Here is a 20,197-nt window from a genome sequence, read left to right on the forward strand (position 1 = left end):
ACCCCCCTTTTTCCCCGAGCAGACCCCTTGAGCGGCAAAGCTCTAGCGCAAACCCTTGGCGGCATGCGGCATCACTGCTATTCCCGCGCCCATGAGCACCCGCAGTTTCGACAATATCCGCAATTTCTCGATCGTGGCCCATATCGACCACGGCAAGTCGACCCTTGCCGACCGGTTGATCCAGACCACGGGCACCGTCGCAGCTCGCGACATGAGCGAGCAGATGCTCGATTCCATGGATATCGAGAAAGAGCGCGGCATTACCATCAAGGCCCAGACCGTTCGCCTCGACTACAGGGCGCAGGACGGCAAGGATTACATCCTGAACCTGATGGACACCCCCGGCCACGTCGACTTCGCCTATGAGGTCTCGCGCTCGCTGGCGGCTTGCGAGGGCTCGCTGCTCGTCGTCGACGCATCGCAGGGTGTCGAGGCGCAAACGCTCGCCAACGTCTACCAGGCGCTCGATGCCGGCCACGAGATCGTCACGGTGCTCAACAAGATCGATCTGCCGGCTGCCGAGCCCGAGCGCATCAAGCAGCAGATCGAGGACGTGATCGGGCTCGATGCCTCCGAGGCCGTGCCGATCTCGGCCAAGACGGGCATCAATATCGAGGGTGTGCTGGAGGCCATCGTCAAGCGCCTGCCGGCGCCCAAGGGAGATCTCGAGGCGCCGCTGAAGTGCCTGCTCGTGGACAGCTGGTACGACGCCTATCTCGGCGTCGTCGTGCTGGTGCGCGTCCTCGACGGCGTGCTTAAGAAGAACATGACGATCCGCATGATGCGCGCCAACGCTTCCTATGGCGTCGATCGTGTCGGCGTGTTCAAGCCCAAGATGCAGGAGGTCAAGGAACTCGGCCCCGGCGAAGTCGGCTTCTTCACCGCCTCGATCAAGGAAGTCGCGGATACCGCCGTCGGCGATACCATCACCGACGAGAAGCGCCAGACGCCGCAGGCCCTGCCGGGCTTCAAGCCGGTGCAGCCGGTGGTGTTCTGCGGCATCTTCCCCGTCGACGCCGCCGATTTCGAGGTGCTGCGCGCCGCTATGAGCCGCCTGCGCTTGAACGACGCCAGCTTCTCCTACGAGATGGAAACCTCGGCCGCGCTCGGCTTCGGCTTCCGCTGCGGCTTCCTGGGCCTGCTGCATCTGGAGATCATTCAGGAGCGGCTGGAGCGCGAGTTCAACCTCAACCTGATCTCGACCGCGCCCTCGGTGGTCTATCACCTCAAGCTGCGCGACGGCTCGCTGTTGGAGTTGCACAACCCGGCCGACATGCCCGATGTGATGAAGATCGAGACGATCGAGGAGCCCTGGATCAAGGCGACGATCTTCACGCCCGACGAGTATCTCGGCTCGGTGCTCAAGCTGTGCCAGGACCGCCGTGGCGTCCAGACCGACCTGTCCTATGTCGGCTCGCGCGCAAAGGTGGTCTACGACCTGCCGCTGAACGAGGTCGTGTTCGATTTCTATGACCGGCTGAAGTCGATCTCGAAGGGCTATGCCTCCTTCGACTACGCCATCACCGACTATCGCGAGGGCGACCTCGTGCGCATGTCGATCCTGGTCAATGCCGAGCCGGTCGACGCGCTCTCCATGCTGGTCCACCGCTCGCGGGCCGATGCCCGTGGCCGGGCCATGTGCGAAAAGCTGAAGGACCTGATCCCGCCGCACATGTTCCAGATTCCCGTCCAGGCGGCGATCGGCGGCAAGATCATCGCCCGCGAGACCATCCGCGCGCTGCGCAAGGACGTGACCGCCAAGTGCTATGGCGGCGACGCGACGCGCAAGCGCAAGCTTCTGGAGAAGCAGAAGGAAGGCAAGAAGAAGATGCGGCAGTTCGGCAAGGTCGAAATCCCGCAGGAAGCCTTCATCGCCGCCCTCAAGATGGATTCGTGAGGCGCTCGATCTGCCGCTGAAACGCAGTCATTGCGAGCGCAGCAAAGCAATCCAGGGGGGCCATGGGCTTCCAGAGACTGGATTGCTTCGCTCCGCTCGCAATGACGTTTAGCCCCTCAGATCACCGCACCCAGCGTCCGTAGTTCCGCGCGCAGGTCGATCGGCTCGATGAAGTGGATGGCCTTCATGCCCACCGCACGAGACGCCTCAACGTTGTGCGCGCTGTCGTCGATGAAGATGCAGTCGCCGGCCTCGAGGTCGTAGCGCGAGAGCAGCGTGTGGAAGATCGCCGCGTCGGGCTTGATCAGGCCTTCATGCGCCGAGACCACTGCGCCGTCGAAACTTTGCAGGAACGGGAAGCGGATCAGGCATTCCGCCCATTTTTCGCGTGAAAAGTTCGTGATCGCGAAAACCTTCTCGCCTCGTGCCTTGAGCTCGGCCAGCACGGCGACGCTATCCTCGATGACGCCGGGGATGGTCTCGTGCCAGCGCTCGTCCGATGCCCTGATCTCGGCTTCCCATTCGGGGTGGCTGGCGACGAGGATCGCCACGGCGTCCTCCCAGGAGCGGCCGCGATCCTGCTCGATATTCCAGGCGGCGGTGCAGACATTCTGCATGAACCAGTGCAGCCGCTCCTCGTCGGGGATCAGCTGGCGATAGAGCAGGCGCGGGTCCCAGCGCAGCAGGACATTGCCGACATCGAATACGATCGTGGGAAGTCTTTCAGGCATCGAATGACCCGTTTCTTGCGATGGGGACGTCGTTCGGCTCACGCCCTTGTGTGCAGACGTGCGAGACAGTGGCAAGTCTCGTCACGTATCTGGAACGTCAGCGAAAGCCTGAAGAGGACATCCGGGGATGATGGAGACGGGATGGCGCGGATATCTGCCATGGCTCGACCGGCAGGGCCGGTTCTCGGGCCTGCGCGCTGCCGCCTTCGGGCTGATCCTCCTGCCTGCGCTGATCCTCGCCTATGAGGCCTGGACGAACCAGCTCGGCTCGAAGCCCTGGACCCAGGCCGTGCACGATACCGGCACCTGGGCGGTCCGGCTGCTCCTCGTGACGCTGGCGGTCACGCCGCTGCGGCGCATCCTCGACTGGGGCAAGCTCATCGGAATCCGCCGCATGCTCGGCCTCTCGGTGCTCGCCTATGCCGCGAGCCATCTGACGTTGTACTGCATCGACCTCGCCTTCGACTGGGGGCTGATCGTCTCGGAGATCGTCAAGCGCTTCTACCTGACGGTCGGCTTCGTCGCGCTGCTCGGGCTCGTTGCGCTCGGCGTCACCTCGACCGACGGCATGATCAAGCGCATGGGCGCGAAGAACTGGCAGCGCCTGCACAACCTCGTCTATCTCATCACAGGGCTGGGCCTGCTTCATTTTGCCCTGCAATCCAAGATCGACGTCACCCAGCCGGCCCTGATGATGGGATTTTTCGCGCTGTTGCTGGCCTATCGCGGCCTCAAGCGCCTCGAATTCCCGATGACGACGCCCGCGCTCGCGGCCGTGGCGCTGCTCACCGGCCTCGCCACGGCGCTGGCCGAGACGGCCTGGTATGCACTGACCACCGGGGCATCCGCCTGGATGGTTTTCCAGGCCAATGGCGACTTCGTCGTCTATCAGGATATCGCCTTCCTGCGGCCAGGCCACTGGGTCGCGCTGGTCGGCCTTGCCGTCGCCGCCGCCCATGCCTGGCGCGCGCCGAAGGAGAGGCCGAGCCGCGCCGGGCGGGCCCGCCTGCAACCCCAGACGGAAGCCTGAGCGCCAGGCCGCGATCCGAGGTTGGCAGGCCGCGCCGGAGGCTCTAACCGTATGGCATGCCTGTTGATCCACACGCTCCGTCCATTGCCGATATCGAAGCTGCCCAACAGGCTGCTGAGGAGCCGACGCCGCCCCAGGAGCGGAATTCGCCGTTTCTGCCGCTGCGCCAGCCGATTTTCAGGGCTGTCTGGTTCGCCAGCCTCTCGTCCAACTTCGGCGGCCTGATCCAGGCTGTCGGCGCGTCCTGGCTGATGACCTCGATTGCCGCTTCGCCGGACATGGTCGCGCTCGTGCAGGCCTCGACTACCTTGCCCGTGATGATCTTCTCTCTGGCTGCCGGAGCCGTCTCCGACAATTACGACCGGCGCAGGATCATGCTGGTCGCACAGGGCTTCATGCTCGCCGTTTCGGTCGCGCTGGCTGCCTTTGCCTGGTTCCAGCTGCTCTCGCCATGGCTGCTCCTGACGTTCACGTTCCTGATCGGCTGCGGCTCGGCGCTCAACAACCCCGCCTGGCAATCCTCGGTCGGCGACATGGTGCCGCGTCGCGACGTTCCCGCCGCGGTGACGCTGAACAGCGTGGCGTTCAACATCGCGCGAAGCGTCGGCCCGGCCATAGGCGGCGCGATCGTGGCCGCGTCCGGTGCTTTCGCCGCTTTTGCGATCAACGCGTTCAGCTATCTCCCGCTGATAGTCGTGCTCGCACGCTGGCGCTCGCCCAAGGTCGAAAGGCTCCTGCCACGCGAAACGCTCTGGATCGCGATGGGCGCAGGCGTGCGCTATGTCGCGATGTCGCCCAATATCCGGGCGGTCATCCTGCGCAGCTTCGCCTTCGGCTTCGGCGGCATCGTCGTGCTGGCGCTGCTGCCGCTGATTGCGCGGGACCTGGTGCGCGGGGGACCGCTGACCTATGGCGTGCTGCTGGGCGCCTTCGGAGCAGGAGCGGTGGGTGGCGCCTTCCTGAGTGCCCGCATGCGCCGCAAGTTCCCGACCGAAGCCCTGGTCAGGCTGACCTTTGCCGCCTTCGCGGGCGCAGTCGCGGTGATGGCTGTCAGCACGACATTGTGGCTGACCATGCCGGCGCTGTGCGTGACGGGCGCCTCCTGGGTGATGACGCTCTCGACCTTCAACTCGACCGTGCAGCTGTCGGCGCCGCGCTGGGTCGTGGGACGGGCGCTCTCGCTCTACCAGATGGGCGCGTTCGGCGGCATGGCCATCGGCAGCTGGGTCTGGGGCAGGGCGACATTGCATTTCGGGCCCGAGCAGGCGCTCCTGCTGGCGGCGCTGGCCCTGCTGGTGGGCGCCGCGATCGGGCTGCGCTACGCACTGCCGCCGCTGGAGGCGCTCAATCTCGATCCGCTCAGCCGCTGGCGCGAGCCGAAGGTCGCGATCGGCATCGAGCCGCGCAGCGGCCCGGTGATCGTCACCGTCGAATTCCTGATCCGCGAGGAGGACGTCGTCGCCTTCCTCAGCGTGATGGCCGAGCGTCGCCGGATCCGCCGCCGCGACGGCGCGCGCCATTGGACCCTGTTGCGGGATCTCACCAACAGCGAACTCTGGCTCGAGCGTTACGATACCCCGACCTGGGTGGAGTATGTCCGGCAGAACCAGCGCGTGACCCAGGCCGACGCCGAGATCGGCGACCGCGTGCGCGCGCTCCACAAGGGCCCCAATCCGCCTGTCGTGCACCGCATGATCGAACGCCAGACCGGCTCGTTGCCGAGCACCGCCGTTTCTCGCACCGCAACGATCAGCGATCCGATGGTCGATCCGCGCGCGACCTGAGGAGGCTGCCCGTAGAGGCCGGTCGGGCAGGCCGTGGGCGAGAGGATCAGCCGAAGATCCAGAGCCCGGCGAGCCCGACCATGCCGACCACGATGCGCCACCAGGCGAAGAGCGAGAAGCCGCGCCGGGAGACGTAGTCGAGGAAGCCGCGTACCACGATCAGTGCCGAGCAAAACGCCGCGATGAAGCCGACCACGATCAGCATCGTGTCGTCGAAGGTCAGGATCTTGTAGTTCTTCAGGAGGTCGTAGGCGAAGGCGCCGGCCATGGTCGGCATGGCGAGGTAGAACGAGAATTCGGCCGCAGAGCGCTTGCTGGCCCCGAGCAGCATGGCGCCGACGATGGTCGAGCCGGAGCGCGAGACGCCGGGAATCATCGCCAGGCACTGGATGAAGCCGATCTTGAGATACATCGAGAGCGGGAATTTCGTCGCGTCGGTGTGCTTCACCTCGAGTTCGAGTTCGTCGACGACAAGCAGCACCAGGCCGCCGGCTATCAGCGCGCAGCAGACCAGGACCGGGTTGAACAGCACGGTCTTGATGAAGGTGTGTAGCATCGCGCCGATCAGCGCTGCCGGCAGGAAGGCGACCAGCACGCCGATGACGAAGCGACGCGCGGATGGATCCGTGCGCAGCCGCAGGGCGATGTCGAGCAGGCGGCGGAAATAGACCAGCATGATCGCCAGGATCGCGCCGAGCTGGACGAGCACCTCGAAGGTCTTGCCGTTCGACTCGAAGCCGAGGAAATGGCCCAGCAGCAGGAGATGTCCGGTCGAGGAAACCGGCAGGAACTCGGTCAATCCCTCGACAATGCCGAGGACGATGGCTTCGAACAGATTTTCCATGAGCGATGTCCTGACGGCGACTTGAAGCGCGCGCGCTGCGGCAGCTGTAGATAGCTCACCCTTCATGGCCCAAGCTCTTTGCGAATTGGTTACCACTTCGCCAAGATGAAAGGCTGGATACGCCGCTTCTCCTTTTGCGCGGGTTGAAGGGGGATTGGCTGGGGACTATAGCAGCGCCTTGCGCATATCGGCGTGCGCAGCGTCTCTCCGGCCCTGCTTTGGCCGCACATCACTGTTTCAAGAGCGCCATGGCGACCCTGCATCATTATCCGCTGTGCCCGCATTCCCGTTTCATTCGCCTAGTCTTGGGCGAGTTCGGCCTCGAGGCCGCACTCGTGGAGGAACGCGTCTGGGAACGCCGCCGCGAGTTCCTCGAACTCAACACGGCCGGCACCACGCCGGTCTTCGTCGAGGCCAATGGGCTCGCCGTGCCGGGCGCCGGCGTCATTGCCGAATATCTCGATGAGACGCGCGGCTTGGCCCTCGGCCAGAACAGGCTGCTGCCGGAAGGTCCGGGCGAACGCGTCGAGGTGCGGCGCCTGCTCGACTGGTTCAACCTGAAGTTCGATCAGGAGATCACCGGCCCGCTGGTGCTGGAAAAGGTCATGAAGCGCTTCATGAGCCGCGACGAAGGCGGCGGATCGCCCGATATGAGCACGATCCGCGCCGCGCGCAGCAATGTGCGCTATCATCTGCGCTATATCGCCTGGCTTACAGCCTCGCGGAACTGGCTCGCGGGCGCCGAGCTGAGCTATGCCGATCTCGCCGCGGCGGCGCACATCTCCTGCGTCGACTATCTCGGCGACGTGCCCTGGGAAGAGGACGAGGCGGCGCGCGCATGGTATGCGAGGATCAAGTCCCGCCCGAGCTTCAGGCCGCTGCTGAGCGACCGGATACCCGGTATGGCGCCCAGCGCCCATTACGACAACCTGGACTTTTGACGGGCGAGCCCCCGATTTCTCGAGGTGCCGATCACAAGGCCGCGGCGAAAGCCGAGAGGCTGAAACATGCTGTGGTCGAGCGGGCCCTGGCCGAGGGCTTTTCGGTGGCGCGCGTGGCGGCCGCCGATGCCATTCCCGACGCCCCGGAACGTCTGGCCCAGTGGCTCGCCGCCGGCCATCACGGCGACATGGGCTGGATGGAGGAGCGCACCGCCGAGCGCGCCGACCCTCGCACCCTCTGGTCGCAGACGCGCTCCGTGGTGATGCTCGGCATGAACTATGCCGGTGAGGGCGATCCGCTGGCGGCCCTCGCCCATTCCGACAAGGCCGCGATCTCGCTCTATGCCCGCAGACGCGACTATCACGACGTCATCAAGGGCAAGCTCAAAAGCGTGGCGGGCCTGCTCGCTGCCAGGGGCGGCGTCGACGTCAAGGTGTTCGTCGACACCGCGCCGGTGATGGAAAAGCCGCTTGCAGAGGCCGCGGGCCTCGGCTGGCAGGGTAAGCACACCGTGCTGGTCTCGCGCGAGCATGGTTCATGGCTCTTCCTGGGGGCGATCTACACCACCGCCGAACTCCCCGCCGACGCGCCCGAGACCGATCATTGCGGGTCCTGCCGGCGCTGCCTGACGATTTGCCCGACTAACGCGTTTCCCGAGCCCTACAAGCTCGATGCGAGGCGCTGCATCGCCTATCTCACCATCGAGCATACCGGCCATATCGATGCCGAATTGCGGGCCGGCATCGGCAATCGCGTCTTCGGCTGCGACGATTGCCTCGCCGTCTGCCCGTGGAACAAATTCGCCGAGACCGCGCGCGAAACCCGGCTAGCCCTCAATGACGGGCTGGACGCGCTGCCGCTGTCGGATCTGGCGGCGCTCGACGATGCCGCCTTCCGCACACTGTTCGCCGGCACGCCGGTCAAGCGCACGGGGCGGGATCGCTTCGTCCGCAACGTGCTGATCGCGATCGGCAACAGCGGCCGGCCCGGCCTCGCCGCCCGCGCCGAGGCTCTGGTCGCGGACCCTTCGCCATTGGTGCGCGCGATGGCCGCCTGGGCGCTGGGGAAGCTCGTGCCCGGGCGGGCGGCAGAGCTTGCGGGTATCCGGCTGGGCGCGGAACCCGATCCGGCTGTGCGCGCTGAATGGCTGGCCTTGCCTCACTTTGCGGATAGCGTTGCATGAAACTCGTCATCATCGGCCTGGGCTACTCCGCCGGCTTCTTCGCTCGCGTCGCGATGGAGCGCGGCTGGCAGGTCAGCGGCACCGTGCGCACGGCTGAGAAGGCGGCGCGCCTGAGCACTGAGGGCATCCCGACGCTGGTGTTCGACGGCTTTGCGGTGTCGCGCCGCCTTGAGGTTGTGATCGCCGAGGCCGACGCCGTGCTGGTCTCGACCCAGCCCGACGAGAACGGCGACCCTGCCTTGTCCTGCCTGTCTGGCCAACTCGCCGCCGCACCCAATCTGCGCTGGATCGGCTATCTCTCGACCATCGGGGTCTATGGCGACCATGGCGGTGACTGGATCGACGAGACGGCGACCTGCCGGCCGGGCAGCGCGCGCTCCCGGCAGCGACTCGATATCGACAAGGCCTGGCTCGCCTTCGGCGAGGCCAGCGGCAAGCCGGTCCAGATCTTCCGGCTCTCGGGCATCTACGGCCCCGGTCGCAATGCGATCGTCAATCTGCGGGCGGGCACGGCACGCCGGCTGGTGAAGCCGGGCCAGGTCTTCAACCGGATCCACGCGCACGACATTGCCGGAGTGTTGATGGCCTCGCTCGAACACCCGCGCAGCGGCGCGATCTACAATGTCAGCGATGACGAGCCCGCGCCGGGGCAGGACGTGGTCAGCTTCGCAGCCGGGTTGATCGGCGTCGAGCCGCCGCCGGAAATACCGTTCGACGCCGACAAGCTTTCTCCGATGGCGGCAAGCTTCTATGGCCAGAACAAGCGCGTCTCGAATGCGCTCGTGAAGCGCGAGCTCGGCTATGCCTTCCGCTATCCCAGCTATCGCGAGGCGTTGCGCGCACTAGCCGCCTCGGGGGAGTAGGGGCGTCCCCCAGAGCGCTCAGGCGGCGTAGCGCTGGCCTTCCTCGCCGTAATAGGAGACGTAGCGCTGGTCGATCGCCGCCACGGGCAGGATCACCAGCACGTCAATGGTGCCGAACTGATCGTCAATGACGGCCCCGGAGCCGAAGCGGGCGCCGAGCCGCAGATAGCCCTTGATCAGCGGCGGCATCTGCTTGAGCGCCAGCTTCATGTCGAGGGTTTCCGCCGGCAGGCGGTCCATCGCGACGAAGCGCCCGGGTTGGGCCGCGGCGCTCCAGCCGTCTTGCGAGCGCGCATGGTGATGCAGGAAGCTCAGCGGCAGTGCCAGCGTGGCGGGGTCGGTCCCGTCGAAGCTTGCGCAGCCGAACATCGCGTCGATCCGGTGATGCCGGATATAGGCCCAGATGCCGTGCCAGAGCAGCTCGACGGTCTTCTTGGTGCGATAGGGCTGCAGGACGCAGGAGCGCCCGAGCTCGAGGAAACGCAGTCCCGGGTGCTGGGCGAGCATGGGTTCGAGATCGAACTCGCTCTGGCTGTAGAAGCCGCCCAGCCGCGTCGCTGCGCTCTGCCGCATCAGGCGGTAGGTGCCCACCACCTTCGGCTTGGTGCCGCCAAACCGTCCGCGTGCCGCATGGTCGATCACCAGCAGATGGTCGCAGGCCCCGTCGAACCTGTCAGCGTCGCGGCGGAACACGCGCGAGATCACGTCAGGCTTGGCCGCCATCTCCTGGTAGAACACGCGATAGCGCAGGCGTTGCGCACGCCAGATCTCGCGCGGCCCGCGCGCCAGCCTGACTTCGAGCGAGCCGGAGCGGCCCAGCGTACCCGACAGCGGCTCCGCCTCGTGCTGGCGTCCACCGAATCTGCGGAACCTTGCGAGGAGCGGGTGTCCGGCCGGCAGCTGCTTTGCCGGCTGGTTCCAGCCGCGAAAAACATGAAGTGCCATGGCTCATCTTGTCCCTGCGCCTTGATTGGCGGCCATCGGGAACGCTTGCGCTGAGCTTCTTACAGCATCGCGACTGAAATGCGACAGCGCAGTGACGCGGTCTCAGGCCGTCAGCGGCTCGACGGCGCCGGCCTCCACGCGCTGCAACCAACGTTCCACCGTCGCGCGCTCGAAAGGCTTAGCCAGGCAATCATCCATGCCGGCCGCCAGTGCCGCGGCCCGGTCGCTTGGTGAGACATTGGCCGTGACCGCGATCAGGGGCAGGCGCGGCGCTCTCAATCTGGCTTCCATGGCGCGGATCGCCCGCGCGGCCGCGAGCCCGTCCAGCTCAGGCATCCGGATGTCGAGCAGGACTAGGTCGAAGCGCGGTTGCGCGCCGTCCAGGCTGTCCTCGACCTGTTCGAGGGCCTGCCGCCCGTCACGCGCCCAGATGGCCGTGCAGCCCAGCCGTTCGAGTGTGCGCGTGGCCAGCAACGCATTGATCTCGTTGTCTTCCGCCACGAGGACGCGCAAGCGCGTATAGGGGGCAGGGGTCGGCTCCGCTGTCGGCTGGCGTGTTGGCTCCGGCGCGGGCGCGGCGTCGGAAGTGGGTCGCGAGGACAGGCGCTCATAGAGCGAGCGCGCCCGGATCGGCTTGATCAGAAAGCCCGAGAAGCCCGCTTCGCGCGGCGGGCCGCTGCTGCGGCGTTCGCCCGGCGACAGCAGCACGACCCGCTCCTCGATGCCGGCTTCTGTCGCCGCCGCCGCAAGCGCCCGCGCCGAGTCGGCGCCGAGCGTCTGGTCGATCAGCACGGCATCGAAGACGGTTTGCTCTGCAAGTGCGGCCAGTGCCGCATCGACCGTTGCGGCCAGCACAGTCGCGGCACCCGTGGCTGCGAGCGCCTCCATGACGAATTGCGAGCCGAAGGCGGCATCCGATGCAACGAGGACCTGCCGTCCGCTCCAGTCGGGCGGCGCCAGAACGCTTGCCGTGCTGCTGGCCGCCAAAGGCAGCTTCACCCGGAACAGCGATCCGCGACCGGGCTCGCTTTCGACAGAGACGTCGCCACCCATGAGCTTTGCCAGCTGGCGCACGATCGCCAGGCCGAGGCCTGTGCCCTCATGCCGGCGCGTCGCGGTGCTGTCGGCCTGCTCGAACTCCTCGAAAATCGCCTGCAGGCGGTCGGCGGGGACGCCGGGCCCGGTATCGGCGACGGCGATCACGACGCCCTCGGGCGAGTAATCGAGACGGATGCCGACGCCGCCGATATCGGTGAACTTGATCGCATTGCCGGTGAGGTTGAGCAGGATCTGCCGGACGCGGTCGCGATCGCCGATGACCAGGCTCGGCAGGCCCGGCGCGATCGAAGTCGCGATCTCGAGTCCCTTGGCCTGGGCGCGCGGCGCCATCAATTCTGTCACGCCCTCGGTGACCAAGGCGATGTCGAAGGGCTGTTGGGTAAGCTCGAGCTTGCCGGCCTCGACTTTCGCGACGTCGAGGATGTCGTCGACGAGCGACAGCAGCGCCTCGCCCGAAGTCCGCAGTGCATCGACATAGGTTGTCTGCTCGGGGTCGAGCCGCGTGTCGCGCAGGAGGTCGGCCATCCCCAGGATGCCGTTGAGCGGTGTCCTGAATTCATGGCTGACGGTGGCGAGGAAGCGCGATTTCGCGTCGCTGGCGCTCTCGGCGCGGGCGCGTGCCTCGACCAGATCGCGTTCGCCGGCGATCCGGGCGGTGATGTCGCGGCCGACGCGCTGCAGAACGGTCTTGCCCAATGCGACCGGCACCACCGTCTCGACCCAGGAGATCCAGCGCTCGGCGCCATCGCCCCCGATCAGGCATTCGTCGAAGACCCGGGTTCCGTCTGCGAGCGCCTCGGTCGGGCGGCTGGCGATGCGCCTGGGTTCGCCCCGGCTGCCCACGAGTTCGGCCTCGTCGATCCCGAGCAAGGCTGCATAGGCGGCATTGGCGTAGACGATGCGTCCGGCATCGCGACGCACAATCAGATCGCCCTGCGCCTCGATCAGGCTGCGGTAACGTTCTTCGCTGTCGGCCAGCGTCCAGAGCCGGTCGTTCAGGGTGTCGACGTCGCGCGCCAGTTCGCCAGCCTGCCGCACGATCCTGCTGCGACTGGCCGCCAGCAACGCGGCGCACAGGCACGCCACGGCAGCCAGCGCGGCGGCGATCCAGAACGGAAGGGAGGCGAGCGCGGGGTCCATGCCATCATGTTTAGCAGGTGGCCATTGAAAAAGAGTTGGGGGACGCCTCGAACTCGACGGGATGAACGATCCGATCTGTTAACCGTCTCGACGGCGTTGCGCATGATGGCCGCGGCGCGCCTGCGCACCAATTCATGCGAAAGCCTCACGCCGCCTGCGCCACCTGATCGATGCGCGAGCGATAGGACAGAGCCTCGGCCAGATGAATGCGCCCGACCTTGGCCTCGCCGTCGAGATCGGCGAGCGTCCGCGCCACCTTGAGCACGCGGTGATAGGCGCGCGCCGTGAGACGCATAGCGTCGGCTGCATCCCGCAGCAGGCTCAACCCGGCGTTGTCGGGCCGGGCGATATCGTCGAGCACCTTGGCAGGGCAGCTGGCATTCGTGGTGACGTGCGCCAGCCCGAGGGCCGCGAAGCGCTGCGTCTGCAAGGCGCGGGCCGCTGCGACCCGTGCCGCGACCTCGGCCGAGCCCTCGCTCGAAGCCGGCAGGATCAGATCCGACGCGGTCACGGCCGGCACGTCGATCGTGATGTCGATGCGGTCGAGCATCGGTCCGGAAATGCGGCTCTGGTACTGCGCCATGCAGCGTTCGTTCTGCTGGCGGCGGCAGGAGAAGCCGGGCTCCGTCGCCTTGCCGCAGCGGCACGGGTTCATCGCGGCGACGAGTTGGAAACGTGCGGGATACACCGCGCGATGGTTGGCCCGCGAGATCAGCACGTCGCCGGTTTCCATCGGCTGGCGCAGGGCGTCGAGCGCCTGAGCCTGGAACTCCGGCAGTTCGTCGAGGAAAAGCACGCCATGATGGGCCAGAGAGACCTCGCCGGGCTTGGCCTGGAGGCCGCCACCGACCAGAGCCGCCATTGAGGCCGAATGATGCGGCGCGCGAAAGGGGCGCCGGTCCGTCAGGGCACCATCGGCGAGATGCCCCGCGATCGACAGCACCATGGAGACTTCGAGGAGTTCGCGCGGCGTCAGCGGCGGCAGGATCGAGGGCAGGCGGCTCGCCAGCATCGACTTGCCGGCTCCCGGAGGACCGTTCATCAGAAGATTGTGCCCGCCGGCGGCCGCGATTTCGAGCACGCGCTTGGCACTCTCCTGGCCCTTGATGTCGGCGAGGTCCGGCAGCGGGCCGTGCTGGCGCGCCACGGCCGGTTCCGGGCGCGCCATTACCTGCGTGCCCTTGAAGTGATTGGCGAGCTGGATCAGCGAGCGCGGGCTGAGAATGTCGATATCGGCCGCAGCCCAGGCGGCTTCCGGCCCCGATGCCGCCGGGCAGATCAGGCCCTGGCCGCGGCCATAGGCTGCGATCGCTGCCGGGAGCACGCCGGCCACCGCTGTGATCGAGCCATCGAGCGCAAGCTCGCCCAGCACCGTGTAGCCCGCGAGCGCGTCCGCCGGGATCGCCCCTATCGCGGCCATCACGGCGAGTGCGATCGGCAGGTCGTAGTGGCTGCCTTCCTTGGGCAGGTCGGCCGGGGCGAGGTTGACGGTGATGCGCTTGGCCGGAAGCGCCAGCCCCGAGGCGATCAGCGCCGCCCTGACCCGCTCACGGCTTTCCGCGACAGCCTTGTCCGGCAGTCCGACCAGGATGAAGGCGACGCCGCCGGGCGTGACCTGGACCTGGACATCGACGGCGCGCGCCTCGATGCCCTCGAACGCCACAGTCGCGACCCGCGTGACCATCTCGCACCACCCCATTCCCCAGGGGAAGCTAGCGGAGTTTTCACGCTACAGCAAGAACATATAGGGAACTTATCCACTGTCAGTCAAAGGGCGAAGTCGGTCTTCTGCCTCGAATTCGGAGCTATTTCAGCAGCCCGACCTCCCGATAGAAGCGCTCTGCGCCTGGATGCAGTGGCACGCCAAGTAGGCCGTCGAGCGCCGTCTTCAGCTGGATTGCGTTGCCCTTGGCATGGCCGGCATCGAGCGCGGCGCGTGTCCTCTCGCTCCACAACGCCTTGGTGACGTCATAGACGGTGTCGGCGGCTTGCTGTGACGACGTCACCCAATGCGCGCCCACCGCGAGAGTTTTGACTGCGCCGATACCCTTGTAGGTGCCGGCGGGAATCTCGTTCTGGCTGAAGAACGGATAGTGCTTCGCCAGCGCCTCGACCGGAGCGCCGGATATCGGGAGGAGATCGATGTCCGTGCCGGCGGCCGCAAGCGACGCGATCGTATCGGTCGGAAAACCGCCGGTGAAGAAGAAGGCGTCGATCGTCCCTGCCTTCAGCATCGCAGCAGCATGGGCCGGCTTGGCGAACTCCGCGTGGAAATCCTGCCCTTCGACGCCGAAGGCGGTCAGGATCGCCGCCGCATTGAGCAGCGTGCCGGAGCCCGGCTCGTCGATGGAGACCCGCTTGCCCTTGAGATCGGCGATCGCCTTCACATTCGCGGCCCGGCGCACGACGAGGTGGACGCTCTCGGGATAGAGGTTGGCGATGGAGCGGAGTTCCGCGACCTTCGACCGCCCCTCGTAGACGCCGGTTCCTGAATACGCCCAATAGGCGACATCGGCCTGCACGAAGCCCGATTGGGCCGTGCCGCTGCTGATCGCGTTGATGTTCGCAACCGAGCCGTTGCTGGCGATGGCGGTCGATACCAGGCTCGGCGGGGTCGAGACCGCCTTGGCGATCAGCGTGCCGATCGCGTGATAGGTCCCGCCCACGCCACCGGTGGTGATCGAGAAGTAGGCGGGCGCCTGGGCAAACGCCAGTCCGGCTGCCAGCATGACGCCGATGGCGGCGCCGACCAGGATCGTTCTCGGGCGGAAGCGCTGTGACATTTGGGGGGATCCTGGAACCGGTCGTTGCGGACGGTCGCAGCGCGCCGGAGCTATCGCAAGCCTGCGCGCCGTCGGCGATGACGGAAGTATGGACTATTCCACTGCCGCCGCACCCGACATAGGCACGCCGGGCTGGTGCTCAAGGCATCGCGCGGCGATTTTCCCTCACCGTCTCGTGACGATGCCGATCCCGGGCTCGGCCCTGGCCCCCAGGCGCAACAGCAGGAACCCGAGCAGCAGCGCGATCAAGGCCGCAGGGGCAAGCATCAGGTTGAGCAGGACGGGATCCCAGAGCAGCGGATGAATCTGGCGTTCGACCGTCGACTGGATCATCGGGTAGCGCTCGCGCAGCACGCTCGCCAGGATTTCGCCCAGCGCAGTGAATTGCAAGGTGGAATTGGCAATCGAGCGCGCTCCGTCGATGACGAGCGCGACGAAGCCCGCCGCGATCAGGACATAACCCAGCAGGCGCAGCAGAAAGCGCATGTTTTCCAGCCCCTTGCGCTGGCGCGGCGGGGGGCCGTGCCAGTGCCCACAGGCCGCCGCGCCGTGAGCGGGCTGCCGAGTTTCGTCGTTTGGATGTGTCTATTCCGCCCCGGCATTGCAACAGCGACCACCTTTGCTGCGAGCAAATGTGCATAGCATGCCGATCGGCCCTTGAAAGAAGCCGGCTGGCCGGTCATAAGCACCCCGCCGGACAGGTGGCCGAGTGGTTGAAGGCGCACGCCTGGAAAGTGTGTATACGGGAAACCGTATCGAGGGTTCGAATCCCTCCCTGTCCGCCATCATTTTCAACCGATGACTGAACTGAAGCGATCAGCGACGCTGCCCCCTCCGGGTGCGGCCTGCGCCGATTCCGCGTTGCGGCGCCTCCTGCATCCTCCACGGCTCCTCACCGTTCGCATCGTCCGCGTCGCGGTCGCCGTCGTCTGGACATTCGCCCACGCCGTGCGGTGCTGTCGCCGGCAAGACGAGCGCCCCGCGGCCAGCAACCATGGTCGTGCGAGCCGGTGATTTACTAATTCTTAACCATGAGGGTGCCCCCTAGCGGGGATATTCGGGGGCTCTGGGGGGCTCAGAAGGGACCGTGGCCATGCACGACCTCAACCCGGATCAGGCTGTCGTGGAGCAGCTCGTTGGCCTGACTGTCGCCGATGTCGAACGTGATCTGATCCTCGCGACGTTGCGTGAGACCGGCGGCAATCGCACCCAGGCAGCGAATATGCTCTGTATTGCAATTCGCACTCTGCGCAACAAGATCAACCTCTACGCCGCAGAAGGCCACGAGGTGCCGGAGCCGTCGCAAATCGCCGCGCAGTGAGCCTGCTACCGCTCATGTGGCGGATCTGAGAAGCATTTGCGCGCGCGTCCGGCCCCTCATAGGGGCGCGCGGATTCACGCGCCGAATCGGTCCGCCGCGAATGGGGTAGGGTCGCAGAAGCCCGGCGTGCCGGTCATCATCTCGGCCAGCAGCCTGCCCGTCGCCGGACCCAGCGTGAAGCCGTGATGGGCGTGGCCGAATGCGAACCAGAGCCCGTCATGCCGGGGCGCGCGGCCGATGATCGGCAGCATGTCCGGGAGACAGGGGCGCGCTCCCCGCCAGGGTTCGGCGTCGAGACGCCGGCCCAGAGGCATGATGCGACGCGCCACCTGTTCGGCATGGTCGAGCTGCCAGGAATTCGAGGGCTCATCACGGCCGGCCAGTTCGATGCCCGTCGTCAGGCGGATGCCCCGCCGCATTCGTGTCAGGACGAAGCCGGCCTGCGCATCGCATAAAGGATAGGGCAGGTCCGTCTCGCCCGCGGCCTCGTAGTGCATGTGGTAACCGCGCTTGAACCCGAGCGGAAAACGATAGCCGAGGCGATCATAGAGGTCGTTGGACCAGGGTCCCAGTGCACTGACGACCTCGGCTGCGCACCACTCGCCGGTCTCGGACGAGAGCCGCCACGCGCCATCCTCTTGACGCAGCGACAGGGCATCGGCCTTTTCCAGAACGCCACCCCGCGCGCTGAAAAGCGCTGCATAGGCAAGCGTCACGCCACCGGGATCGCTGACCGTCACCGGATCGTGCCAGTGCACCGCGCCGGCCGCCGCACCCGGCAACAGCCCGGTCTGGCGGCGGCGCAAGGCCTGCTCGTCCAGGATCTCGTAGGAGAGCCCATAACGGATCAGCGCCGCAGCCGAGGCGACGGCCTGTTTCAGGGCGCGATCTGTCCGGTAGAGCTCGATCCAGCCGCCGCTGCGCATCAGCGCCTGCGTCCCGGCTGCATCGGTCCAGCGTTGATGCTCGGCGATGCTGCGCTCGATCATGGGCAGGATCGCCCGTCCCAGCCGGTCGAGGCGCTCGGGCGCCGAGTTCCACCAGTAGCGAGCCAGCCAGGGCGCCATCCGCATCAGGGTCGCTGGCCGGTAACGCACGGCGATCGAGCGGTTCGATGCCAGGGCGGCCATCGAGGCGAGATCGCGCGGGAAGGCGTAGGGGATGACGGACGAGCGCTCGATCAGGCCGGCATTGCCATGGCTGGTCTGCGAGCCGGGCTCGTCGCGATCGACCAGGAGCACGCTGCGGCCGCGTTCCTGCAGGTGGAGCGCGACGCTCACGCCGATGATGCCGGCCCCGAGCACGATCACGTCGGCCTGTCGTCTCGCAGTCGTCATCGCCTGAGGCATCCGGTCCAACCCATCCCGGCGGACCTAGAGGTGGATGTGACCCAAGGCAAGCGCTTCACGCGCCGGGAGCAGCCCGAGCCTGACCAGTGCCATCAGGCTAGGTGTCCAGCTCGGGGCCCGGTGCTATGCGCGCGTCCTCCTGTTCCATTTCCCACTGTGTGAGCGCGGCGAAGAGGCCGCGCCTGATCGCCTCGTCGACGGGGTCACGCGTTTCGGCGTCGAGCCTGGCGAAATAGCGCCGCGCCCGCTGATAATCATCATCGGTGGAAATTTTGAATATGGGCGCAGGAACGTCCATTGCCGTCCCAACAGTTTCTGCCGGGATAGTGTAGCTCAAATTCTTTGGCGAATTAAGATGACAGTGCGACCCGCCAGGCGCATGATGATCGTAGGTTCTTCGCAAAACAAATCATATGTTTTATTCTGTCGGTAACCTGCTTTAGCGACCGCGCCAGTGATTTGCCCATAATAGCCGTCGACGACCGCGGGGGTTGAGCCCTCTCCCGCTCGGGAGAAGCGGCACATGCCCGAACATGAAAATGATAGGCTCGCGCCTCTTGCGCGAAAGCTGTCGCGCTTGGGTGCCCTGTCCGGAGCCGAGGCGGTGGCGATCGCGGCTCTGCCGGCGACCATCCGCGAGATGAAGGCCGGCCAGGACCTGGTGCGCCAGGGCGATCGCCCCTCCCAAGCGTGTGTGATCGTGGAGGGGATGAGCTATCGCTTCAAGATCGTCAGCGATGGCGCAAGGCAGATCTTCTCCTACCACATCGCCGGCGACATTCCCGATCTCCAGAGTCTGCATCTCGGCGTCATGGACCATACGCTGTGCACGCTCACGGCGAGCAAGGTCGCCTTCATCCCGCATCGGGCGCTCAATGGCCTGATAGAGGCCCATCCCCGGCTCGGTGGGCTGTTATGGCGCGATACGCTCGTCGATGGCTCGATCTTCCGCGAATGGATGTGCAGCATCGGCAGGCGTTCGGCCCGTGCTCGCATCTGCCACCTGATCTGCGAACTGTTCGTGCGCTACGGCCAGATCGGGCTGGTCGAGGGGGCGACGATTCCGTTCAGCGTCACGCAGATCAATATTGGCGACTCGCTTGGGCTATCCGTGGTGCATGTGAACCGCGTCATCCGCGAACTCAAGCGCGAGCGACTGGTAACGATCAATAGCCGCAAGCTCACTGTTCTCCAATGGGACGCGCTGCGGGCTTCCGGCGATTTCTCGAGCGATTATCTGCATATCGCCCGCGACGTCTAGGCGCCGTAGCGGGTGATATCGCCTGCCTATGGTGCTGCCGTCCCGGTGCACTCGAAGGTGAGGCAGGCCGAATAGAGCGGTGCTTCGCCCCTTCGCCTGACCCAGACCCTGAAGACGCGCCTTGTGTCTGCGGCCCGATTGCCTGTCGCGAGGGCATCCGCAGCCATCTCGTTCAAGGCCCGGACCGCGTCCGTGCAGGCGGCGTCCTCGTCACCGAATTCATAGCCGGTCTTGTCGATGATGGTGGAGCCCCCATCATCCGTGTCGACAAAAAAGCGGGGCATCGCCAGGGCGCTCCGAGTTCGACAGGCAGGCGGACGCTTTCATCGCGACACTTAACCGGTCAACCGGGCCGCGCCATCAAAAATGATGGCGGTTAATCTAGGTAAATGCAGCGACCGCGTGCCGGTGGAAGGTTCGTGCCTCTTGGGAAGGCGGAGGCAGCCTCATGCAAGGTCCTGATTCGTCGGATTTCGTCGTCCTGCCCTGGTATGAGCGCGATGACTTCGAAAAGTTGCGGCTTATGACCGGGGGCGAGCACCTGCCTGTGAGCTACGACGCATGGTTGCGCGAGGCGACAGCGGAAGCACGCAGGCAGCGCCAGTCGGGTAGGTCCCTGCGGATCGTCCCGCTCCATGTCGACGACTACTTCGCGTGGCTCGGCGAGCAAGCCGAGGCCGACACGCGCGAGGCCCGCCTTCGATACCTTTCCGAGATCGCCGACGACGCCGTGCATCACGGCGTCCAGGCAAGGAGCGGCGGAGCGCATTCTGCGACCACGCACTAGGTTGACCTGGGGTATTTGCAGCGGAGGCCGCCATGCGGTTGGTACTTGTATCGGGTGCGATCGGACGCAGCACCTATCGATCGCCTCACTTCGTCCTGGAGACGAAGGAGGACTATGCCCTGGCAAAGCAGCGCATCCGCGCCTTGCGACAGGGCCCCAAGGACGGCAGCGCGGAATCCGAGCTGGCTGGGCTGATGCAGGCCGTTCGTGACTGGGAAACGGGAGCCGGGCGCAAGCCGGGCTATCCCGTCTAGCACCCGGCGACGTCTCGGGCGCGC

At 66.2% G+C, this 20,197-nt stretch carries 20 protein-coding genes and 1 tRNA gene; 11 read left to right on the forward strand and 10 right to left on the reverse strand.

What is annotated here, in order from left to right; translation table 11 throughout:
* Positions 1-91 precede the first annotated feature (91 nt).
* The gene (gene lepA / locus AC1D2L_RS09685; protein WP_476845651.1) at positions 92-1,897 is read left to right on the forward strand and encodes a translation elongation factor 4; all 1,806 of its coding nucleotides are present in this window, start codon (positions 92-94) and stop codon (positions 1,895-1,897) included.
* A gap of 116 nt (positions 1,898-2,013) precedes the next feature.
* Here lepA and AC1D2L_RS09690 read toward each other — a convergent pair whose 3' ends face one another.
* Positions 2,014-2,628 carry an HAD family hydrolase gene (locus AC1D2L_RS09690; RefSeq protein WP_476845652.1) on the reverse strand — a complete coding sequence of 205 codons (615 nt, stop codon included), beginning with the start codon at positions 2,626-2,628 and terminating at the stop codon, positions 2,014-2,016.
* A gap of 127 nt (positions 2,629-2,755) precedes the next feature.
* Here AC1D2L_RS09690 and AC1D2L_RS09695 point away from each other — a divergent pair, with 127 nt between their 5' ends.
* Entirely contained in the window at positions 2,756-3,658 is a 903-nt protein-coding gene (locus tag AC1D2L_RS09695; RefSeq protein WP_476845653.1) for a protein-methionine-sulfoxide reductase heme-binding subunit MsrQ, read from the forward strand.
* 56 nt (positions 3,659-3,714) lie between these two features.
* Entirely contained in the window at positions 3,715-5,442 is a 1,728-nt protein-coding gene (locus AC1D2L_RS09700; RefSeq protein WP_476845654.1) for an MFS transporter, read from the forward strand.
* A 46-nt stretch (positions 5,443-5,488) separates the two neighbouring features.
* Here the strand turns inward: AC1D2L_RS09700 and AC1D2L_RS09705 are convergent, their stop codons facing one another.
* Positions 5,489-6,286 carry an undecaprenyl-diphosphate phosphatase gene (locus AC1D2L_RS09705; RefSeq protein ID WP_476845655.1) on the reverse strand — a complete coding sequence of 266 codons (798 nt, stop codon included), beginning with the start codon at positions 6,284-6,286 and terminating at the stop codon, positions 5,489-5,491.
* Positions 6,287-6,534: 248 nt separating this feature from the next.
* On the opposite strand from AC1D2L_RS09705, the gene AC1D2L_RS09710 reads away from it, so the two are divergent.
* The 3 genes from AC1D2L_RS09710 to AC1D2L_RS09720 all read left to right on the forward strand — a co-directional run bounded on the left by AC1D2L_RS09710 (position 6,535) and on the right by AC1D2L_RS09720 (position 9,274).
* Entirely contained in the window at positions 6,535-7,227 is a 693-nt protein-coding gene (locus AC1D2L_RS09710) for a glutathione S-transferase family protein (protein ID WP_476845656.1), read from the forward strand.
* 71 nt (positions 7,228-7,298) lie between these two features.
* Complete coding sequence (gene queG / locus AC1D2L_RS09715; RefSeq protein WP_476845657.1) at positions 7,299-8,411, forward strand: tRNA epoxyqueuosine(34) reductase QueG; 1,113 nt, start codon at positions 7,299-7,301, stop codon at positions 8,409-8,411.
* On the forward strand, positions 8,408-9,274 hold the full coding sequence (locus tag AC1D2L_RS09720; RefSeq protein WP_476845658.1) for an SDR family oxidoreductase: 867 nt from the start codon (positions 8,408-8,410) through the stop codon (positions 9,272-9,274). Before queG ends, AC1D2L_RS09720 begins: the two co-directional genes overlap by 4 nt.
* 18 nt (positions 9,275-9,292) lie before the next feature.
* Here AC1D2L_RS09720 and olsB read toward each other — a convergent pair whose 3' ends face one another.
* The 5 genes from olsB to AC1D2L_RS09745 all read right to left on the reverse strand — a co-directional run bounded on the left by olsB (position 9,293) and on the right by AC1D2L_RS09745 (position 15,687).
* Positions 9,293-10,219, reverse strand: coding sequence for a l-ornithine N(alpha)-acyltransferase (gene olsB / locus AC1D2L_RS09725; RefSeq protein WP_476845659.1), 927 nt, complete (start codon positions 10,217-10,219; stop codon positions 9,293-9,295).
* 102 nt (positions 10,220-10,321) lie between these two features.
* Positions 10,322-12,418: an ATP-binding protein gene (locus AC1D2L_RS09730; RefSeq protein ID WP_476845660.1), complete on the reverse strand. Its 2,097-nt coding sequence runs from the start codon at positions 12,416-12,418 to the stop codon at positions 10,322-10,324.
* Positions 12,419-12,563: 145 nt separating this feature from the next.
* Positions 12,564-14,102 carry a YifB family Mg chelatase-like AAA ATPase gene (locus tag AC1D2L_RS09735; protein WP_476845661.1) on the reverse strand — a complete coding sequence of 513 codons (1,539 nt, stop codon included), beginning with the start codon at positions 14,100-14,102 and terminating at the stop codon, positions 12,564-12,566.
* 121 nt (positions 14,103-14,223) lie between these two features.
* A complete protein-coding gene (locus AC1D2L_RS09740) occupies positions 14,224-15,201 on the reverse strand; it encodes a TAXI family TRAP transporter solute-binding subunit (protein WP_476845662.1) in 978 nt (325 codons plus the stop codon).
* Between the two features lie 165 nt (positions 15,202-15,366).
* Positions 15,367-15,687, reverse strand: coding sequence for a hypothetical protein (locus AC1D2L_RS09745; protein WP_476845663.1), 321 nt, complete (start codon positions 15,685-15,687; stop codon positions 15,367-15,369).
* A 209-nt stretch (positions 15,688-15,896) separates the two neighbouring features.
* Between AC1D2L_RS09745 and AC1D2L_RS09750 the strand changes: the two genes are divergently transcribed.
* A tRNA-Ser gene (locus AC1D2L_RS09750) sits at positions 15,897-15,986 on the forward strand.
* Between the two features lie 308 nt (positions 15,987-16,294).
* On the forward strand, positions 16,295-16,522 hold the full coding sequence (locus tag AC1D2L_RS09755; protein ID WP_476845664.1) for a helix-turn-helix domain-containing protein: 228 nt from the start codon (positions 16,295-16,297) through the stop codon (positions 16,520-16,522).
* Between the two features lie 74 nt (positions 16,523-16,596).
* Here the strand turns inward: AC1D2L_RS09755 and AC1D2L_RS09760 are convergent, their stop codons facing one another.
* Entirely contained in the window at positions 16,597-17,859 is a 1,263-nt protein-coding gene (locus AC1D2L_RS09760; protein WP_476845665.1) for an NAD(P)/FAD-dependent oxidoreductase, read from the reverse strand.
* Positions 17,860-17,968: 109 nt separating this feature from the next.
* Complete coding sequence (locus tag AC1D2L_RS09765; protein ID WP_476845666.1) at positions 17,969-18,169, reverse strand: hypothetical protein; 201 nt, start codon at positions 18,167-18,169, stop codon at positions 17,969-17,971.
* A 225-nt stretch (positions 18,170-18,394) separates the two neighbouring features.
* Between AC1D2L_RS09765 and AC1D2L_RS09770 the strand changes: the two genes are divergently transcribed.
* Positions 18,395-19,132, forward strand: a complete 738-nt coding sequence (locus AC1D2L_RS09770) for a Crp/Fnr family transcriptional regulator (RefSeq protein WP_476845667.1) — start codon at positions 18,395-18,397, stop codon at positions 19,130-19,132.
* Positions 19,133-19,158: 26 nt separating this feature from the next.
* Here AC1D2L_RS09770 and AC1D2L_RS09775 read toward each other — a convergent pair whose 3' ends face one another.
* Positions 19,159-19,416, reverse strand: a complete 258-nt coding sequence (locus tag AC1D2L_RS09775) for a DUF6894 family protein (protein WP_476845668.1) — start codon at positions 19,414-19,416, stop codon at positions 19,159-19,161.
* 164 nt (positions 19,417-19,580) lie between these two features.
* Between AC1D2L_RS09775 and AC1D2L_RS09780 the strand changes: the two genes are divergently transcribed.
* On the forward strand, positions 19,581-19,919 hold the full coding sequence (locus tag AC1D2L_RS09780) for a hypothetical protein (protein WP_476845669.1): 339 nt from the start codon (positions 19,581-19,583) through the stop codon (positions 19,917-19,919).
* A 32-nt stretch (positions 19,920-19,951) separates the two neighbouring features.
* Positions 19,952-20,173 (forward strand): hypothetical protein, encoded by a 222-nt coding sequence (locus AC1D2L_RS09785; protein ID WP_476845670.1) that lies wholly within the window; start codon positions 19,952-19,954, stop codon positions 20,171-20,173.
* Positions 20,174-20,197 lie beyond the last annotated feature (24 nt).

The sequence above is a fragment of the Allobosea sp. P1_B10 genome, assembly GCF_056406735.1.

Excerpts from the sequence above, each read along its gene's own strand:
- AC1D2L_RS09760 (WP_476845665.1), bottom strand. The coding sequence starts at position 17,859 with ATGACGACTGCGAGACGACAGGCCGACGTGATCGTGCTCGGGGCCGGC.
- AC1D2L_RS09705 (WP_476845655.1), bottom strand. The coding sequence starts at position 6,286 with ATGGAAAATCTGTTCGAAGCCATCGTCCTCGGCATTGTCGAGGGATTG.
- AC1D2L_RS09720 (WP_476845658.1), top strand. The coding sequence starts at position 8,408 with ATGAAACTCGTCATCATCGGCCTGGGCTACTCCGCCGGCTTCTTCGCT.
- AC1D2L_RS09780 (WP_476845669.1), top strand. The coding sequence starts at position 19,581 with ATGCAAGGTCCTGATTCGTCGGATTTCGTCGTCCTGCCCTGGTATGAG.
- AC1D2L_RS09710 (WP_476845656.1), top strand. The coding sequence starts at position 6,535 with ATGGCGACCCTGCATCATTATCCGCTGTGCCCGCATTCCCGTTTCATT.
- AC1D2L_RS09745 (WP_476845663.1), bottom strand. The coding sequence starts at position 15,687 with ATGCGCTTTCTGCTGCGCCTGCTGGGTTATGTCCTGATCGCGGCGGGC.
- olsB (WP_476845659.1), bottom strand. The coding sequence starts at position 10,219 with ATGGCACTTCATGTTTTTCGCGGCTGGAACCAGCCGGCAAAGCAGCTG.
- AC1D2L_RS09770 (WP_476845667.1), top strand. The coding sequence starts at position 18,395 with ATGCCCGAACATGAAAATGATAGGCTCGCGCCTCTTGCGCGAAAGCTG.
- AC1D2L_RS09740 (WP_476845662.1), bottom strand. The coding sequence starts at position 15,201 with ATGTCACAGCGCTTCCGCCCGAGAACGATCCTGGTCGGCGCCGCCATC.
- AC1D2L_RS09765 (WP_476845666.1), bottom strand. The coding sequence starts at position 18,169 with ATGGACGTTCCTGCGCCCATATTCAAAATTTCCACCGATGATGATTAT.
- AC1D2L_RS09690 (WP_476845652.1), bottom strand. The coding sequence starts at position 2,628 with ATGCCTGAAAGACTTCCCACGATCGTATTCGATGTCGGCAATGTCCTG.
- lepA (WP_476845651.1), top strand. The coding sequence starts at position 92 with ATGAGCACCCGCAGTTTCGACAATATCCGCAATTTCTCGATCGTGGCC.
- AC1D2L_RS09695 (WP_476845653.1), top strand. The coding sequence starts at position 2,756 with ATGATGGAGACGGGATGGCGCGGATATCTGCCATGGCTCGACCGGCAG.
- AC1D2L_RS09730 (WP_476845660.1), bottom strand. The coding sequence starts at position 12,418 with ATGGACCCCGCGCTCGCCTCCCTTCCGTTCTGGATCGCCGCCGCGCTG.
- AC1D2L_RS09775 (WP_476845668.1), bottom strand. The coding sequence starts at position 19,416 with ATGCCCCGCTTTTTTGTCGACACGGATGATGGGGGCTCCACCATCATC.
- AC1D2L_RS09755 (WP_476845664.1), top strand. The coding sequence starts at position 16,295 with ATGCACGACCTCAACCCGGATCAGGCTGTCGTGGAGCAGCTCGTTGGC.
- AC1D2L_RS09785 (WP_476845670.1), top strand. The coding sequence starts at position 19,952 with ATGCGGTTGGTACTTGTATCGGGTGCGATCGGACGCAGCACCTATCGA.
- AC1D2L_RS09735 (WP_476845661.1), bottom strand. The coding sequence starts at position 14,102 with ATGGTCACGCGGGTCGCGACTGTGGCGTTCGAGGGCATCGAGGCGCGC.
- AC1D2L_RS09700 (WP_476845654.1), top strand. The coding sequence starts at position 3,715 with ATGCCTGTTGATCCACACGCTCCGTCCATTGCCGATATCGAAGCTGCC.